Below are 16,567 nucleotides of genomic sequence, written 5' to 3' on the forward strand. Positions count from 1 at the left end.
GGATCGCGCTGTACGCCGAGCATGGGCTGTCGGCGATGACCGAGCCGGCGGTCGGCTGGCCGGCGTTCCTCGGGCTGACATGGGTCTATTTCGCGATGAGCTATCTGCTGCTCGGCTCGGTGTTCCTCGGCATTGGGGCACAGGCCTCGACCGTGCGCGAGGTGCAGACGCTGTCGATGCCGGTGACCATGGCGCAGGTGCTGGTGTTCGGCTTCGCCGCCTCGGCGGTGGGCGACGCCACCAGCACCCACGCGCTGGCGGCGGCGGCGTTCCCCTTGTCCTCGCCCTACGTGATGATCGCGCGCGCCGCCGAGCAGCCCGATTTGTGGCCGCACCTGATCGCGATCGTGTGGCAATTGCTGTGGGTGGCGCTGATCCTGCGCTTCGCCGCGCGGCTGTTCCGCCGCAGCGTGCTGCAGTCGGGGCCGACGCGAAAGCGCTGGTGGCGGCGCGCCAAAGCCTAGTTGATCGCGGCCGAGGCCATCTCCTCCAGCTTGGCCATCAGCGCGCGGTGCGGGAACGGCCCGTGGCTGATTCGCGCCACCCCCGCGCTCGCCCATTGCGCCTTGTCGGGCGCGCCGGGGAAGGCGATCACGTTCAACGGCAGCGGCACGTCGCGCACAATTCGCTCGATCTGGCGCGGATCGGACAGGCGCGGGACGAAGAAGCCGCTCGCCCCGGCATCGCTGAACGCCTTGCCGCGCTCGATCACCGCGTCGATCAGCGCCGCATCATAGTCGGTGGTCTTGAGGAAAAGGTCGGTGCGGGCGTTGATGAAGAAACTGTCGCCGACCGCGCGGCGGATCGCTTCGATCCTTTTGGCCTGCTCCTTCAACGGGTGGAGGCCTTCGCCGCCGATCACCTGGTCCTCGAAATTGCACCCGACCGCGCCGGTCGCGGCGAGCCGCGCGACGTTGACCGCGGCCTTGCCCGGATCGACCGAATAAGCGCTTTCGAAATCGACCGTCAGCGGCACCTCGACCGCGCGCACGATGCGCTCGGCATTGGCCAAGGCGAAATCGATCGGCACCTGCTCGCCGTCGGGCCAGCCGTGGGCGTCGGCGACCGGGTGGCTGCCGGTGGCGAGCGCCTTGGCCCCGGCGCGGACCACCGCCGCGGCGCTGCCGACGTCCCAGATATTGTACAGCACGACCGGGTTGCCCGGGACATGCAGCGCGGCGAAGGTGTCGAACTTGCTGGGCATCGGGGCGTCTCCTGCGGGCGATGCCGCGCGGTATAACAGCGCCGCCCCGATTGCCACCGTTGGCGCCGCCGCATAGGCTCGGCCGATGCTAATTTTGCTCGCCGCGCTCGCCGCCGCTCCCGCCGCCGATCTCACCGCCCCGCTGCCGCCGACCGTCCCGTGGCGCGGCGCCAGCGAGCGGCTGGTCGCGGCGCCCGCCGACCCGTGGATCACCCCCGCCGAAGCGCGCAATTTCGCCGAAACGCCGTCCTATGCCGAAACCCGCGCCTATCTCGAGCGGCTGGTCGCCGCCTCGCCGTTGCTGACCATCGAAGTGTTCGGCCGCGCCGCGCAGGGCCGCGAGCTGTACGCGGTGCGCGCGGGCAAGCCGGGGCGGTCGCCCAAGCCGGTGCTGCTCGCCCAGGCCGGAATCCACGCTGGCGAGATCGACGGCAAGGACGCCGGGCTGATGCTGCTGCGCGACATCGCATTGCGCGGAAAGCACAATCTGCTCGACCGCGCCGATTTGCTGTTCGTGCCGATTTTCAACGCCGACGGGCACGAGCGGGTGTCACCCTGGAACCGCCCCAACCAGCGCGGCCCCAACAACCAGGGCTGGCGCACCACCGCGCAGAACCTCAACTAGAACCGCGATTACCTCAAGGCCGACACGCCCGAGATGAAGGCGATGATCGGCCTCCTGCGCAAATACAAACCCGCGCTGTACCTCGACCTCCACGTCACCGACGGCACCGACTATCAGTACGACATCACCTTCGCCTTCCCCGGCTGGGGCGGATATTACGCGCACTCGCCGAGCATCGGCCGCTGGCTCGACCGCCGCTACCGCCCCGCGCTGACCGCCGCGCTGGCGGGCGCCGGCCACGTCCCCGGTGTCTACATCGACACCGTCGACGGCCGCGATCCGGACTTGGGCATCCGCCTCAACCCCGACCAGCCGCGCTACTCGACCGGCTATGCCGACCTCGCGCGGATCCCGTCGGTGCTGGTCGAGAACCATTCGCTCAAGCCGTATCGCCAGCGCGTGCTCGGCACTTATGTGCTGGTCGAGGAATCGCTGCGGCTGGTCGGCGCCGAGGGCCCGCGCATCTCCGCCGCGATCGCCGCCGACCGCGCCAGCCGACCGCGCACCGAAACGCTGAGCTGGAAGCCGGCGCCGAGGCCGCTGTACGTGATCCCCGACTTCAAGGGCATCGCGCACGTAAAGTACAAGTCGCCGGCTTCGGGCGGCAGTGAGGTGCGCTATCTCGGGCGCCCAATCACCCAGCGCATGCCGGTGATCGGCGCGGTGCCCGACAAGGTGGTGACGCTGCCCGCGGCGTGGTGGGTGCCGGCGACCAAGCCCGAGGTGATCGCGCTGCTGCGGCTGCACGGCGTCGAGTTCGAAACGCTTGCCGCCCCGCGCACCGTCAGCGTCGACATGGTGCGGCTCTCCGGCGCCGAAACCAAGGCCGCCGATGAGGGCCATATCCCGCTCAAGGTCGCCGGTTTCACCCACGCCCGGGCGCAGGAAACTTTCCCCGCGGGATCGGTGCGCGTGCCCTCGGCCCAGCCGCTCGGCCTGCTCGCCGCGGCGATGCTTGAGCCGGAGAGCCCCGACTCATTGCTGGCGTGGAATTTCTTCCCCGAGATCCTCCAGCGCACCGAATATATCGAAGGCTATGCGATCGCCCCGCTCGCCGAGCGCATGCTTGCCGCCGACCCGAAGCTGCGCCGCGAATTCGAGGCAAAGCTCAAGGCCGACCCCAAATTCGCCGCCAGCCCCGATGCGCGGCTCGGCTGGTTCTACGAGCGCACGCCTTATTACGACCCGCGCTACCTGCTCTACCCGGTTGGCCGCGAACTCAAGCGCTAGCAAGGTCCCCGCTGCGGTCGCCAGCAGCCACCGAACGCCGGGAAGCGACGGCAACGGCGGCAACTGATAGTATATACTATTGGGAGGCGGATTAGCCTGTAATGTGTACGGCCGTGAGCGGGGCGGGGTGGCAATAGTATATACTATTATCGATCTGGCTGCCGTTAGGAACCCGCTCTCCCTTTGCGAGCTGCCTTGGGGGAGGCGGTCGGTGTTGCGGGTGAGAGAAGTGGCTGCGGTGGAGGTGGCGCGCTCTACGGGCGCGGCGGTCCGCCGTGACGACCCGGGCAGTCCGGCCGTTTCCGCTCCAGTTTCCGCCCGCCCGGCTCGCCGCCCCCGCCGCCCTCCGCCTAAACCTTCGACGGATAGGCGGGGCGGATGTCGACCGGGATGTGGCCCATGGTCGCGATCACCTGGCTCGCCTCGGCATCTAGCACGCCCCATTTGTCCATGAACGCCTTGGCCCCGGCATAATCGCCGGTCGCCTGCAGCCGCACGATCTCCGCCACTAAAGCGCGGATCGCGCCGTCGATCTTCGCCTCGTCAATGCGGAAGCGCTTGGCCCCGGCATCCCACGCGAAGGCGCCCTTGTCGCGCAGGAAGCGGTACTGCATCGCGGCGCCCTTGCCGTGGGCGTCGTTGGCGCCGAATCGCATCGCGCGGAACAGCCCGGCGATGTAGGTGGCGCGGATCTGCGGGCGCTCGGCGGCCGGGATCAGCCCCTTGTCCATCATGTGCATGACGTTCCACGCGCCCATCACGTCGGCTTTGGCCTCCTCGAAGTCGCTGGCGATCTCCTTCAGTTCCTGGTCGACCGTGGTGGCGCGCCCGCCGACGTTGATCGAGCCCGGCCCGAGGCTGTGCGACAATTCGTGGAACAGCGTCTCCATGTACATGTAGCGCTGGTTGACGTTGGCGGCCTGGTCGGGGACCAGCACGAGGCCCGCCATCGGCTTCAGGATCATTTCGTACTTGGCGCCGAGCACGTTCTGCAAAATGACCTTCTTGGCGCCCTTGGCCTCGCGCACGCGCTCGTCGTTGGGGAGGTTAAAGGCGATCGACTGGACGCCGTGGTTGCTGTCGCCGCCGGCGTGCAGCTGGTCGGTCACCGCGATCGGCGATTCGAACCCGCGCTTGAAGTTCTTGAAGCGCTCCTCGACCGGCAGATTCTGCTCCATCCCGCGCAGCTCGGCCTTGTAAACGTCGAGCGCCGCCGATTCCTTGGGATTGCGCAGCGTGACATAGGCTTCGAACGCGGTCTTCCGGCCGTACAATTTGTCGGTGTAGGTCTCGTACGGCCCGATCACGACCTCGATCGGGGTGTCCTTCAGGTCCATCCACGCCAGCTCGGATTCGTAATAATCGTCGTTGCGGAACGCCGCCGCGCGCAGCGTCAGGAATTTCTTGAGGCTCGCATTGCTGGTCTTGGCGGCGGCCTGCTCGAGCAGCTTGGCGGCCGGCTCGAGCCACTGCTTATATTCTTGCGAATAAGGCACCGCGACCAGCCGATCGCCGTCGCGCTTGACCACGGTGTAGGGGTCGGTCAGCCGTGCCGCCTCGCCCGGGTGCGCCTTCAAATAGGCGTCGAACTGCGCCTTGGTCAGGTCGGCCGGGTAGAAGCCGCCGCCGGGCGGCTTGGGCTTGCCGCCGAAGAACGGCTTGTCCTCCTCGATCTCGTCCCACGGCCCCATGAAGGTGTCGAAGCGGTCGAGTAATTTGGCGTCGCCCTTGGCCGTGATCTCGTCGCGGATGCGCGGGTTGTCGGCCGAGACCTGGCGCAGATAGATCGGGTCCATCAGGTCGGCGGCCTGGATCAAAAGATTGACCACCTCGCGCTCCTCGGCGGTGAGGTACGAGGTGTCGGCCTTCATCTCGACCCGCGCCAATTTGTCGGCGGCGGCGGGCTGTCCGGCGGCGGCGGGCGCGGCGCCGTTCTGCTCTGGGCTGCTCGCGACGTTGCACGCGACAAGCGAGAGGATGGAAACAGCGGCGGCGGCACCAAGCCAGGAGGATTTTGTCATGGGGAGGCGTCTAGCAGCGCCCGCCAACGTTCGCCAACCGCGCTTCGACGAACGAAGTCTGGCGATTACTCGGGCGCCGGGCCGAGCTGCTGCCACAGCTCGACCTTGACCCCGTCGGGGTCGAGGATCCACGCGAATTTGCCGTAATCCTCCTCCTGCGTGCCGAGGATTTCGACCCCCTTGGCCTGCAACTCCGCGATCATCGCGTCGCGGTCGTCGACCCGCAGGTTGATCATGAACGGCTGCACGCTCGGCCCGAAATAATCGCTGTCCGCCTTGAACGGCGAGAGCAAGGAAAAGCCCTCGGCCTCGTCCTTCTTGAACGGGAACATCGCGCCCCATTCGCCGCCGATGCCGAGCGTCTCCTGGTACCAGGCGCGCGTCGCCTCGGGGTCGGCGACCTTGTAGAACACGCCGCCGAGGCCGGTCACTTTCGCCATTCTGTCCTCCGTAAGATTGCTTAGCGTGCTGCCGGAAGTAGTTTCGGATTGCGCAGCAGCGCGGCCGAAACCAGCGCAACCAGCAGGCCGACGGGGAAAATCTCGAGGAATGTCATCGGCACGCGGAACAAAGGGTTGCCGTAGCTTTGCCGCAGCTCGTTGAGCTCGGCGGCTTTCCTCGCCAGCTCGGCCGGCGACGCTCCCGCGGCCTCGCGCGCCTGCAAAATGCCGGTGACATATTCGTCCATGAAACGGTAATCGGTCGCCGCCAGATAGATTTCCCACACCACGACATAGGCCAGCCCGGCAACCGCGGCGATCGCCAGCCCCATCAGCAACGCCGGGCCGAACTTGATCACCCCGCCGCGCTCGACATCGCGAAAGCGCTTCACCCCGACGAAGATGAAGGTCAGTGCGACCAGCATGACGAGGTAGCGGAACCATTCGGAGCTGAAGAAATTGTCCTGCCCGGTCATCGTCAGACCGGTCAGCATGACCGCGATGATCACCAGCCCCGACAGCAGGCCATAGGTCAGCGCATATTTCATCGGCTTCGACTCCAGTCGCGGAAAGTGCGGAGCCGAGTTGAGCAAGTTTTCGCCGCCGCGACCATCGCCCGGACGGGTGATTTGCCTGGGCTCACCCGCAAAAACTACGGGATCAGCGCCAGCCAGCGCGCCTTGTCGATGGCCTGGATGCGCCGCTGTACGTCGAGCTTGTCATAGACGTGGCCGACATGCGTCTTGACCGTGTTGGGGGAGATCGCCAGCGCCCGCGCCATTTCCTTGAGCGACTGGCCGGTGGCGAGCAGTTCGAGGATTTGGCATTCGCGCGGGGTCAGCCCGAGCGAGCGGATCGCGGCGTCGTTGCGCTCGAACGCGGCCGGGGCAGCGCGCGGGGTCAGCCGCCGCCCCGCCCACAGCCCGAGCGCGACGAACCCCACCGCGAGCAGCGCGACATAGATTTCGGTCGAGAAGGCGCGGGTGACATAGCGGTACTCGAGCCACTCGAGCGCGGCCACCGCGAGGGCCAGCGCCAGCGCATAGAGGATGACCGTCCTCGCCATTGCGGCAGGCTCCCAGAAAAGCGCGAGCCCGGCCAGACGCGTCATTTCCATCGCAATGAAAATGACGATTGACTCGGCGCCGCCGCTCGCTCATTTCCACTTCTCTCGAAGGGAGGGGCCGATGGACCCGGCAATCGCCACCGCCGCGCTGGCCGCATTGGCGCAGGAGCATCGCCTCGCTCTGTTCCGGCTGCTGGTCCAGGCCGGGACCGACGGGATGAGCGCGGGCGCGATCGCCGCCGCGCTCGGCATCCCCAATTCATCCTTGTCGTTCCATCTCGCCCAGCTGCGCCGCGCCGGGCTGGTCGAGCAGGAACGCCGCCACCGCTCATTGATATACCGCGCCGATTATGCCGCGATCAACGCACTGGTCGGCTTCCTCACCGAAAACTGCTGCGGCGGGGCCGATTGCTCTGCCGCTGCCGAACCGAAGGAGCAGGCGGCATGAGCAAAACCTACAATGTCCTCTTTTTGTGCACCGGCAATTCGGCGCGCTCGATCCTCGCCGAGGCGATCCTCAACCGCGAGAGCAGGGGCCGCTTTCGCGCATTCTCCGCGGGCAGCCATCCCAAGGGCGAGGTGCACCCCACGGCGCTGGCGACGCTCGACGAGATGGGTTTCCGCACCGACGGCTATCGCTCGAAAGCGTGGGAGGAGTTCGCGGCCGAGGGCGCGCCCGATCTCGATTTCGTGTTCACCGTGTGTGACAATGCGGCGGGCGAAATGTGCCCGGTGTGGCCGGGCCAGCCGATGACCGCTCACTGGGGGATCGAGGATCCGGCGGCGGTTGAAGGCGAGGCCCAGCGCCGCGCCTTCCGCGCCGCTTTCTTCGCGCTGCAGCGGCGGATCGGCCTGTTCCTCGCGCTCCCGCTCGACAGCATCGACGAATTGAGCCTGCAGAAGAAGCTCGGCGACATCGGCAAGACCGCGGACACGGAATCGGCGATTGCCTGACCAGCCGGCGCTGGCGCGCAGGCTGCTCGCCGAAGGTCTCGGATCGTTCTTCCTGTTCGCCACCGTGGTCGGCTCGGGGATCATGGCGCAGGCGCTGGCGGGCGGCAACGACGCGGTCGCCTTGCTCGGCAACACGCTGGCGACCGGCGCGATCCTGTTGGTGCTGATCACCATGCTCGGGCCGGTGTCGGGCGCGCACATGAACCCCGCGGTGACGCTGGTCGCCGCCGCGCGGCGCGAGCTAGCGTGGCGCGACGCGGCGCCGTACATCGCCGCCCAGCTCGCCTGTGGCATCCTTGGCGTGTGGGCGGCCCACGCGATGTTCGACCTGCCGATCGTCCAAGCCTCGACCCACGCGCGCACCGGCCCCGGCCAGTGGCTGAGCGAGGCGATCGCCACTTTCGGCCTGATCCTGACCATCCTCGGCACCGTCCGCCACCGCCCCGCCTGGGTTCCCGCGACGGTCGCTGCCTACATCACCGCGGCCTATTGGTTCACCGCCTCGACCAGCTTCGCCAATCCCGCGATCACCGTCGCGCGCAGCCTGTCCGACACCTTCGCCGGCATCGCCCCTGCCGACGTGCCAATGTTCATCGCCGCGCAGCTGCTCGGTGCAGCTTTCGCCGCGCTGACTGCGCGCTTGCTGTTCGACCCAGCCCCTTAGCGCGGCAAGTTGCGCGAGGAGAGGATGCGGCCGGCGGTGTCGGTCACCACCTCGAGCAATTGCCCGCTGCGGTTTCGCACCTGGTGGACGGTGTTGCCCGAACTGTTGACCGTCCGCCCGACCTCGGTCAGCCCGGCGCGCGCAAGGTCGAGCACCTGGCCGTTGCGCAGCAGGCTGGTGGTGATCCCGCCGACCGTGCCGAGGGTGTTGTTGGCGACCCCGCCGACGGTGTTGACGGTGTGGTCGACGCTGCTCAGCAATTGGGTCACCAGCTGCGGGTTGTTATCTAGTGTTTGCAGTGTCCGCTCGATGATCGCGCGGACATTGTCGAGCCGAACGATCAGCGTCGCCTGCGCGCGCACGCCCTTCAATCCGATCTTGACCTGGTCGACATGGACGTCGGCGCCCGCAGTTAGCTTGAGCAGATTGGCGAGCCGCGCATCGAGCGCGATGTTGACGTCGAGGTTGGCGACATCGATGGTCAGCTCCTCGACCGACAGATTGGGCACGTCGAGCAGCACGTCGGGCTGGTCGTTGCCGGCCATCGCCTGCTGGGCGAGCGGGGACGGCGGCAGCGGCTGCGGCTGGGCGGCGCGGCGGGTCTGGGCGGCGGCGGGCGCGGCGGCGAGGGCGGCGGCACCGAGCAGTGCGGCGAGCAAGGCTGTACGCATCGAAAAAACTCCCCTGTTGATCGAGCGCTTAACGCGGCGGGTCGGTCGCGGTTGCCTCGGCGGGAAGTTCATTTTGCGCGGCCAGCAAATCGGCGATGCGGGCGTCGATGCGAAGCTCGAAATGGTTGCTCGCGCGGGTCCCGGTTGACGCGCTGGCGGAGCCGCCGTCGGGCTCGGCCCAGGCGCGCACCGTGGCCGTCCCCTTGCGCTCGATCTTCACCGAGCGGGCATCGAGCGTGGCGTGGAGCTGGATGTCGGGCGCCCCCGCCGCGGCCGCCTGGAGCGCGATGGCGACGATCCCAAGCATCAGTGCACGAACCGCGCGACGACGTCGCGGTAACTGCGCGACACCTTGACCTCGGCCCCCGAGTTCAAAACCAGGAAGCATTCGCCGTTGGTGTGCGGCTTGACCTGGCGGACGAGGTCGAGGTTGACGATGGTCGAGCGGTGGACGCGCTGGAAGCGGCGCGGGTCGAGCCGCTTCTCGAGATCCTTCATCGTCTCGCGCAGGATCAGCGTGTTGTCGCTGGTCTGGATGCACATGTAATCGCCGGCGGCGTCGATCTTCTCGATGGTGTCGACATCGACGCGAAAAATCTGCCCTTGGTCCTTGATGTTGATCATCCGCTCGAAGCGGTTGGCGGCATGGCCTTCGGACGCGGTCTCGCCGGCCAGCGTCTCGGCGGCCTCGGGGGCATGTTCCTCGAGCGCTTCCTTCAACCGCTCGGCCTCCTCCGCGCCGCGTTTTTCGTTCAAGCGCTGGCGGACGCGGTCGAGGGTCGCGGCGAGGCGGTCCTCGTCGACCGGCTTCATCAGATAATCGACCGCCTGCGCCTCGAACGCGCGCAAGGCATGGTCGCCGTAGGCGGTGACGAACACGAACAAGGGCGGCTCGACCTCGAGCAGGCCCTGGATCACCGAAAAACCGTCGAAGCCCGGCATCTGGATGTCGAGGAATACGAGGTCCGGCTTGTGGGTCTTGATCGCGCGGATCGCCTCGCGGCCGTTGGCGGCGGTGGCGACCACCTCGATATCGTCATGCGCCTCCAGCCGCAGCTGCAGGCCCTGGGTCGCGAGGGGCTCGTCATCGACCAAAATGGTCCGGATGCTCATTATTCCATGTCTCCGGTTTCGATGGGGATTTCGACGATAACGCTGAAACCGCCCTTATCGTTCTGCTTGGTGGTAAAACCGTGGGTCGCGCCATAGGCTTGCGCCAGGCGGTCGCGGATATTGGCCAGGCCGACTCCGGTCGACGGGCTGGCGGCAAACGCCGCATTCTCGCCGTCGCCATTGTCGGCAACTTCGATGCGCACCGCCTGGCCTTCGCGCCGCGCGGTGATCCAGATGTCGGCGCCGTCCTCGCGCGGGGTGACCGCATATTTGATCGCATTCTCGATCAAAGGCTGGAGCAGCAGCGACGGCAGCCGCGCGCCAATCGTCTCCGATTCGATCCGGAAATGCGGCCGCAGGCGGTCCTCGAAGCGCATCTTCTCGATCTCGAGATACAACTTGAGCGTCTCGACTTCCTGCGCCAGCGTGACCTTGGCGGTCGGCTCGTTGGCCAGCGTGTAGCGCAGGAACGATGACAGCCTGGCGAGCATCGCATTGGCGCGCTCGGTCTGCTTGAGCAGCACCAGGGTCGAGATCGAATTCAACGTGTTGAACAGGAAGTGCGGGTTGAGCTGGTAGCGCAGCATCGCCAGCTGGGCGCTCGACGCCTGGCTCTCGAGCCGCTCGCGCTGGTCGATCTGCTCCTCCAGCAGGAGGAAATAATTGATCCCGTAATAGAGCGCCGCCCATGCCGCGAGCAGCGAGAAGTTGAGCAGGATCGCGCCCATGTAGGCGACCCCCGACGGCCGCGAGTCGGGCTTGAGGAAGGTTGCGAAACTCCACGTCTCGATCACCGAGAAGGCCGACGAGGCGAGCCCGACCGCGGCCAGCGACAGCAGCAAGGTGAGCACCGGGCGCATTTCGATCAGGCGGCGGAACAGCGAGCCGAGCAGCAGCGTCAGCGAGTAGCCGGTGGCAGTCAGCAGCAGCGCGTGGACGATGAACATCGCGCCCATGCTGTTGGCGAAGCCGGACAGCGAGCGGAGGATGAAATAGCCGCTCCAGCCGGCCGACTGGAGGATCCAGAAGGCGCGGTTCTTGTCGTCGAAGAACGGCCGGTCGAGTCCGATCCCGCGCGCGATCGGCGCCGCCGGAGACTGGATCTTGGGGGTCGCGGCGGCGCCGCGCGGCGCCGGCCGCGCCTGCCGCTCGAGGGCCGCGCTGTCGGTCGCCATCAGGTCTGCCGTGCCGAAAATTGCATCGCCGACCGATATAGGCCGTCAACTTCGCCATTGCGAGCGGCGCCGCGGCGCGGCAAGCAGGGGGCGGGAGAACAGGATGAACCAGCCACCGCTCCGCGCCGCTTTCCGCTCGATGGAGGAAGGCACCCCCGAGGATTGGGCGGTGATCGCCGACCATTTTATCCCCTACGCGCAGGATCTTCCCAGCCGCGTGCTGACCCACTTGAAGCTGCTCGACGGCGATTTCGGCGGTTTTCCGATCGATCGCCTCCAGCACAGCCTGCAAACCGCCACCCGCGCCCACCGCGGGGGCGAGGACGAGGACTATGTCGTGATGGCGCTGCTCCACGACATCGGCGACACGCTCGGCAGCTACAATCACCCCGATATCGCCGCCGCCATCCTCAAGCCGTTCGTCGACGACCGCCTGGGCTGGATGTGCCAGCACCACGGCATCTTCCAGGGCTATTATTTCTTCCACTACATCGGGCTCGACCGCGACATGCGCGAGGCGTTCCGTGGCCACCAATATTTCGAGGATACCGCGCGTTTCTGCGAAATCTACGACCAGACCGCGTTCGACCCCGCCTACGACAGCGCCCCGCTGGAGTTCTTCGAGCCGATGGTTCGCCGCGTGCTCGCGGCACCCAAACGCTCGGTCTACGTTGGTATCGGCGAATCCGGCTGAACCGAGCCGCCTGAACCGAGGAAGTTTCGACCGATGACATCGTTGTTGCGCGCGGCCGCCGCCGCTGCTGCTGTGCTGATTGCCGCGTGCCAGGCCAACCCGTCCCCGCCGCCGAGCGAGGCGGGCGCGAGCAAGGCCGCGCCGGTGCTGGCGAGCGAAGACGCCAAGGACATCCACAGCTACGCGCGGCCGCTGGAGGCGCGCGTGACCCATGTCGCGCTCGACCTCGCGGTCGATTTCGCGGCCAAAAGCATCGGCGGCACCGCCACCCTCGATATCGAGCGCAAGCCCGACGCCAAGGAGATCGTGCTCGACAGCCGCGGCCTGCGCATCGCCGCCGTCGCCGACCAGGCAGGCAAGCCGCTGCAATGGAAAATGGGCGCGAACGACGCCAACCTCGGCGAGCCGGTGACCATCTCGCTCGGCCCGGACACCCGCAAGCTCGCCATCCGCTACCAGTCGGCGGCCGAGGGCGGGGCGCTGCAATGGCTGACGCCTCAGCAAACCGCGGGCAAGCGCCACCCCTATCTGTTCAGCCAGGGCCAGTCGATCGACAACCGCAGCTGGATCCCGACCCAGGATTCGCCCGGCGTGCGCCAGAGCTGGGAAGCCACCATCCGCGTCCCCGCGCCACTCACCGCGGTGATGAGCGCGGCGGCGGTCGGCGAGCCGGACACCGACGGCGCCAACCGCGTGTTCAAGTTCCGCATGGCCAACCCGGTCGCCTCCTACCTGATCGCGATCGCGGTGGGTGATTTGCAATTCCGCTCGCTCGGGGCGCGCTCGGGGGTGTGGACCGAACCGTCGATGCTCGATGCCGCCGCGCGCGAGCTCGCTGACACCGAGAAGATGATCGACGCCGCGGAGAAATTATACGGGCCCTACCGCTGGGGCCGCTACGACATGATCGTCCTGCCGCCGTCGTTCCCGTTCGGCGGCATGGAAAACCCGATGATGACGTTTTTGACCCCGACCTTCCTCGCCGGGGACAAGAGCCTGGTCAGCCTGATCGCGCACGAGCTGGCGCACAGCTGGTCGGGCAATCTCGCGACCAACGCGACCTGGGCCGATTTCTGGCTCAACGAGGGCATGACCACCTACGCCGAGCGGCGGATCGTCGAGGAACTGTACGGTCCCAAGGTCGCGGCGCAGCAGGTCGCGCTCGGCATCGACGCGCAAAACAAGGCGGTGACCGAGGCCGGCGGCCCGGCCGCGCCCGACAGCCGGCTCCATATCGACCTCGCCGGCCGCCATCCCGACGACGGCCTGACCGATATTGCCTATGAAAAAGGCGCCGCCTTCCTGCGCATGGTCGAGGCCGCGGTCGGGCGCGAGCGGTTCGATGCCTACATGCGCAGCTGGTTCGACCGCCACGCCTTCCAGCCGGTGACGTCAGCGCTGTTCTTGGCGGATTTGCGGAAGAATCTGGTCAAGGGCGACGAGGCGCTCGAAGCCAGGCTCAAGCTCGACGAATGGGTCTATCGGCCCGGCATTCCGGACAATGCGGTGGCGGCCGACCTCAAGGCATTCGCCGCGGTCGATGCCGCGGTGGCGGCGTTCAGCGGCGGGGGCGCGCCCGACGCGGCGCAATGGAACGCCTGGAACACCGACGAACGCCTCCGTTTACTCAACAAATTGCCGCGCAAGCTGCCCGCCGCGCGCATGGCGGAGCTCGACCGCGCGTTCAGCCTGTCGACCGCCGGGAACATGGAGGTCCGCTTCGCCTGGCTCGAGCTGGCGGTGGCCAGCCGGTTCGACCCCGCGGTGCCCGCGCTCGAGCAATTCCTGACCACGCAGGGGCGCCGGAAATTCGTCCGTCCGCTGCTCACGGCGCTGGCCGAAGACGCTGGCTGGGGCCGCCCGATCGCGGCGCGGGTCTACCCCACGGCGCGCCCGCTTTATCACCCGATGGTGACGCGCGAGCTCGACGAATTAAAACTTGGCGCAGCTCCCGGCTCTTAACTGCCTTTTCACCCTCTTCGTCTACCGCTGGCTTCGACCAGAGAAGCGAGACCGGATGTACGAGGCTCCCGACCGCTATAAGCGGATGACTGCTGCGCGCCTTCCGGACGGTGAGTCCCTCGGCGTGACGGCGCGCGACGCGGATGCCGAAGGCTCGCCGCTGCGTGACATCCAGCTGATTTCGCGGGCCCACCTCGCTCCGTTCTTCGCGGCGGCGAATGCGGTTGCCGCCGGCATCATTATCGCCGCCTTGTGGGGCGATGTTTCGCTTTCGCTGCTGGTGCCGTGGGCGGGGGCGATCGGGCTGGTCAATTTTGTCGCGATGAAGTTCGCCCGCAACCAGGCGATCACCCACGTCGGCCGCTCGGGACGCAAGATCAACGACGTCACGCTGATCGGCGAAGTGGTGGTGCGCGCGGCGCTGTGGATGTCGCTCCCGCTGTACCTGTTCGGCTCGCTCGATCCGGGGTCGCAGGTGATCACTGCGACGATCATGGCCGGGCTCGGCATTGCCGCGCTCGGGCTGGTGGTGGTGCCGGCCTGCGCCATCGCGTGGATGTCGATGTTCACCCTCGGGCTCAACATCGCCCTGCTGCTCGGTCGCAACACGGTGCCGTTCCAGCACATGCTGTCGATCCTGTTCACCTTCGGCGTTGCCATTTTCGGCGTCCTGATCGTCGCCCGCTGGGCTTTCCACCAGTTGCAGACCAACGCCGATTTCGGCGCCCAGAGCGAAAGCGCGAGCCTGCTGCTGCAGGAATATGAGCAGCGCGGCGTCGGCTGGCTGTGGCAGGTCGATAACGAGAACCGCGTGTCCTACATCTCGTCGCGCATGACCGCCTTGCTCGGCCGCCCGGCGAGCCAGTTGCTCGGCCATTCGCAGCCCTCGCTGCTCGGCGGCAATGCCGAGCTGGGGCGCATGCTGCTGGCGCGCGAATCGTTCAACTCGTTCGAAATGGAGCTCAAGACCGCGCGCGGGCCGCGCTGGATCTCGATCGCCGGCGACCCGATCGTCGACACCGCCGGGCGCTTCGAGGGCTTCCGCGGGGTCGGATCCGACATCACCGAAATGCGCCACACCCAGGAGCGCCTGACCCACCTCGCCAACATGGACGTGCTGTCGGGCCTGCCCAACCGCGGCCGCGTCCGGCAATTGCTCGGCGAATCGCTGCGCGCGGCGACCGTCAGCAATGTCCCCTGCGCGATCCTGTTCCTCGACCTCGACGGGTTCAAGCCGGTCAACGACACCTTTGGCCACCCCAAGGGCGACGCGGTCCTCCGCGCGGTCGCCAAGCGGCTGGTCGACGAGGTCGGCGCCGACGGCCATGTCGGGCGCATGGGCGGCGACGAGTTCGCCATCGTCGTCACCGACGCGCAGAGCCGGATGACCATCGAGCAATTGTCCGACCGCATCATCAAGGCGGTCGCCCAGCCGTACATCATCGACCAGACCGAGATTAGCATCGGGGTCTCGATCGGCTGCGCGTTCGGCCCGATCGACGGCGCCACGGTCGACGACCTCATCCTCAAGGCCGACCTTGCCCTGTACGAGGCCAAGGGCGCCGGCCGCGGCATCGCGCGCTACTTCTCGTCGGCGCTGCAGTCGGAGCAGGAAGACCGCGTGCGGCTCGAGACCGACCTCCGCCAGGCGATCGCGTCGAAGCAGTTCCACCTCAACTTCCAGCCTTTGGTCAGCGCCAAGACTCAGAAATTGATCGGGTTCGAGGCGCTGATCCGCTGGAACCATCCGCAGCGCGGCAACGTCCCGCCCAACGTGTTCATCCCGGTCGCCGAGGAATCGGGCCTGATGAGCGCGATCGGCGAGTGGGTCATCGACGAGGCGTGCCGCGCCTGCGCGTCGTGGCCCGAGCCGATCACCGTCGCGCTCAACATCAGCCCCAAGCAGATCATTTTGCCGGCGCTGCCCAACACCGTCAGCGAGGCGCTCGCCCGCTGCAAGCTGCCCGGCAACCGCATCGAGCTGGAAGTCACCGAAGGCGTGTTCCTCGGCGACAACGGGGCGACCGTCGATGTGCTGAAACGCCTGCGCGCTTTGGGCGTGCGCATCGCGCTCGACGATTTCGGCACCGGCTACTCCTCGATCGGTTATTTGAACAAGGCGGTGTTCCACAAATTGAAGATCGACGGCAGCTTCGTGCGCGAGGCCGGCACGCGCCCCGAGAACGTCGCGATCATCCAGTCGATCGTCCAGCTCGCCAACAGTTTCCGCATGTCGGTCACCGCCGAGGGCGTCGAGACGGTCGAGGATTTCGAGCGCATGCGCGATCTCGGCTGCGACATCATCCAGGGCTATCTGTTCGGCCGCCCCTTGTCCTACGAGCGCGCCAACGAAATGGTCATCGGCCTGAAAGCCAAGCGCCTCGCCGGCTAGTCAGAAACGCGCCGCGATGAACTCGCGCGCGCGGTCATATTCGTAAGGCGTGACGCGGCCATCGCGGTCGCCGTCGGCGATGATCTTGAACTGGCGCGCGGCGGGCTGCGCCTCGGCGATCGAGATGGTGCCGTCGCGATCGGCATCGAACTGCCCGAGCGCCCACGCGAGGAGGATGCCGTCGCGGGTGAACAGCTCGGCCGCGCGCGGATTGGCGGGTGCGTTGGCGGGCACGATTTGCGCCGATGCCGCGCTGGCAGCGGCGGCGCCGATCAGGACGGCAGTCAGGCACAAGCGGAGCATGGTCAGGCCCTTTCACCAGCCTCTCGTCCGCTCAACGCGCCATTTTGATCCGG

The 16,567-nt window shown here is 67.2% G+C and carries 19 protein-coding genes; 9 read left to right on the forward strand and 10 right to left on the reverse strand.

The genetic code is table 11. The annotated features are described in order from the left end of the window. Positions 1 to 464, forward strand: a 464-nt coding sequence (locus RMP08_RS06640; protein WP_409049776.1) for an ABC transporter permease, incomplete at its 5' end; no start/stop codon positions are given. On the opposite strand, the gene RMP08_RS06645 is transcribed toward RMP08_RS06640, so the two are convergent. Continuing rightward, entirely contained in the window at positions 461 to 1,204 is a 744-nt protein-coding gene (locus RMP08_RS06645; protein WP_310468206.1) for an isocitrate lyase/phosphoenolpyruvate mutase family protein, read from the reverse strand. The genes RMP08_RS06640 and RMP08_RS06645 overlap by 4 nt on opposite strands. Positions 1,205 to 1,289: 85 nt before the next feature. Here RMP08_RS06645 and RMP08_RS06650 point away from each other — a divergent pair, with 85 nt between their 5' ends. Further along, positions 1,290 to 1,829, forward strand: coding sequence for a M14 family zinc carboxypeptidase (locus RMP08_RS06650; RefSeq protein ID WP_310468207.1), 540 nt, complete (start codon positions 1,290 to 1,292; stop codon positions 1,827 to 1,829). A 33-nt stretch (positions 1,830 to 1,862) separates the two neighbouring features. Next, positions 1,863 to 3,059: a hypothetical protein gene (locus RMP08_RS06655; RefSeq protein WP_310468208.1), complete on the forward strand. Its 1,197-nt coding sequence runs from the start codon at positions 1,863 to 1,865 to the stop codon at positions 3,057 to 3,059. Between the two features lie 350 nt (positions 3,060 to 3,409). Here RMP08_RS06655 and RMP08_RS06660 read toward each other — a convergent pair whose 3' ends face one another. From RMP08_RS06660 to RMP08_RS06675, 4 genes are all read right to left on the reverse strand, one after another. Continuing rightward, positions 3,410 to 5,080, reverse strand: coding sequence for a dipeptidyl-peptidase 3 family protein (locus RMP08_RS06660; RefSeq protein WP_310468209.1), 1,671 nt, complete (start codon positions 5,078 to 5,080; stop codon positions 3,410 to 3,412). A 65-nt stretch (positions 5,081 to 5,145) separates the two neighbouring features. Continuing rightward, positions 5,146 to 5,520, reverse strand: a complete 375-nt coding sequence (locus RMP08_RS06665; RefSeq protein ID WP_310468211.1) for a VOC family protein — start codon at positions 5,518 to 5,520, stop codon at positions 5,146 to 5,148. A gap of 20 nt (positions 5,521 to 5,540) precedes the next feature. After that, on the reverse strand, positions 5,541 to 6,068 hold the full coding sequence (locus RMP08_RS06670; protein WP_310468212.1) for a DUF4199 domain-containing protein: 528 nt from the start codon (positions 6,066 to 6,068) through the stop codon (positions 5,541 to 5,543). Between the two features lie 104 nt (positions 6,069 to 6,172). Beyond that, a complete protein-coding gene (locus RMP08_RS06675; RefSeq protein ID WP_310468213.1) occupies positions 6,173 to 6,586 on the reverse strand; it encodes a LuxR C-terminal-related transcriptional regulator in 414 nt (137 codons plus the stop codon). Positions 6,587 to 6,707: 121 nt separating this feature from the next. Between RMP08_RS06675 and RMP08_RS06680 the strand changes: the two genes are divergently transcribed. Genes RMP08_RS06680 through RMP08_RS06690 form a run of 3 tightly spaced genes read left to right on the forward strand, consistent with a single transcriptional unit; the run spans position 6,708 to position 8,204 of the window. Continuing rightward, the gene (locus tag RMP08_RS06680) at positions 6,708 to 7,034 is read left to right on the forward strand and encodes a metalloregulator ArsR/SmtB family transcription factor (protein WP_310468214.1); all 327 of its coding nucleotides are present in this window, start codon (positions 6,708 to 6,710) and stop codon (positions 7,032 to 7,034) included. Beyond that, on the forward strand, positions 7,031 to 7,540 hold the full coding sequence (locus RMP08_RS06685; protein WP_310468215.1) for an arsenate reductase ArsC: 510 nt from the start codon (positions 7,031 to 7,033) through the stop codon (positions 7,538 to 7,540). The genes RMP08_RS06680 and RMP08_RS06685 overlap by 4 nt, the downstream gene beginning before the upstream one ends. A gap of 10 nt (positions 7,541 to 7,550) precedes the next feature. Then, complete coding sequence (locus tag RMP08_RS06690) at positions 7,551 to 8,204, forward strand: MIP/aquaporin family protein (RefSeq protein ID WP_310468268.1); 654 nt, start codon at positions 7,551 to 7,553, stop codon at positions 8,202 to 8,204. On the opposite strand, the gene RMP08_RS06695 is transcribed toward RMP08_RS06690, so the two are convergent. From RMP08_RS06695 to RMP08_RS06710, 4 genes are read right to left on the reverse strand one after another with little or no spacing between them, the layout of a single operon-like run. Next, positions 8,201 to 8,875: a hypothetical protein gene (locus RMP08_RS06695; protein WP_310468216.1), complete on the reverse strand. Its 675-nt coding sequence runs from the start codon at positions 8,873 to 8,875 to the stop codon at positions 8,201 to 8,203. The two genes, RMP08_RS06690 and RMP08_RS06695, sit on opposite strands and share 4 nt — an antisense overlap. A 28-nt stretch (positions 8,876 to 8,903) precedes the next feature. Then, on the reverse strand, positions 8,904 to 9,182 hold the full coding sequence (locus RMP08_RS06700; RefSeq protein WP_310468217.1) for a hypothetical protein: 279 nt from the start codon (positions 9,180 to 9,182) through the stop codon (positions 8,904 to 8,906). Beyond that, a complete protein-coding gene (locus RMP08_RS06705) occupies positions 9,182 to 9,988 on the reverse strand; it encodes a LytTR family DNA-binding domain-containing protein (RefSeq protein WP_310468218.1) in 807 nt (268 codons plus the stop codon). The genes RMP08_RS06700 and RMP08_RS06705 overlap by 1 nt, the downstream gene beginning before the upstream one ends. Next, positions 9,988 to 11,163 (reverse strand): histidine kinase, encoded by a 1,176-nt coding sequence (locus RMP08_RS06710; protein ID WP_310468219.1) that lies wholly within the window; start codon positions 11,161 to 11,163, stop codon positions 9,988 to 9,990. The genes RMP08_RS06705 and RMP08_RS06710 overlap by 1 nt, the downstream gene beginning before the upstream one ends. A 103-nt stretch (positions 11,164 to 11,266) precedes the next feature. Between RMP08_RS06710 and RMP08_RS06715 the strand changes: the two genes are divergently transcribed. The 3 genes from RMP08_RS06715 (at position 11,267) to RMP08_RS06725 (ending at position 16,211) form a co-directional block, all read left to right on the forward strand. Then, positions 11,267 to 11,857, forward strand: coding sequence for an HD domain-containing protein (locus RMP08_RS06715; RefSeq protein WP_310468220.1), 591 nt, complete (start codon positions 11,267 to 11,269; stop codon positions 11,855 to 11,857). Between the two features lie 33 nt (positions 11,858 to 11,890). Continuing rightward, positions 11,891 to 13,819 carry a M1 family metallopeptidase gene (locus tag RMP08_RS06720; RefSeq protein ID WP_310468221.1) on the forward strand — a complete coding sequence of 643 codons (1,929 nt, stop codon included), beginning with the start codon at positions 11,891 to 11,893 and terminating at the stop codon, positions 13,817 to 13,819. A 124-nt stretch (positions 13,820 to 13,943) separates the two neighbouring features. Continuing rightward, positions 13,944 to 16,211 (forward strand): EAL domain-containing protein, encoded by a 2,268-nt coding sequence (locus tag RMP08_RS06725; protein ID WP_310468222.1) that lies wholly within the window; start codon positions 13,944 to 13,946, stop codon positions 16,209 to 16,211. Here RMP08_RS06725 and RMP08_RS06730 read toward each other — a convergent pair whose 3' ends face one another. Then, complete coding sequence (locus tag RMP08_RS06730) at positions 16,212 to 16,514, reverse strand: hypothetical protein (RefSeq protein ID WP_310468223.1); 303 nt, start codon at positions 16,512 to 16,514, stop codon at positions 16,212 to 16,214. Between the last annotated feature and the right edge of the window lie 53 nt (positions 16,515 to 16,567).

This window comes from Sphingomonas sp. (assembly GCF_031426035.1).
In the GTDB taxonomy this organism is placed as follows: domain Bacteria; phylum Pseudomonadota; class Alphaproteobacteria; order Sphingomonadales; family Sphingomonadaceae; genus Sphingomicrobium.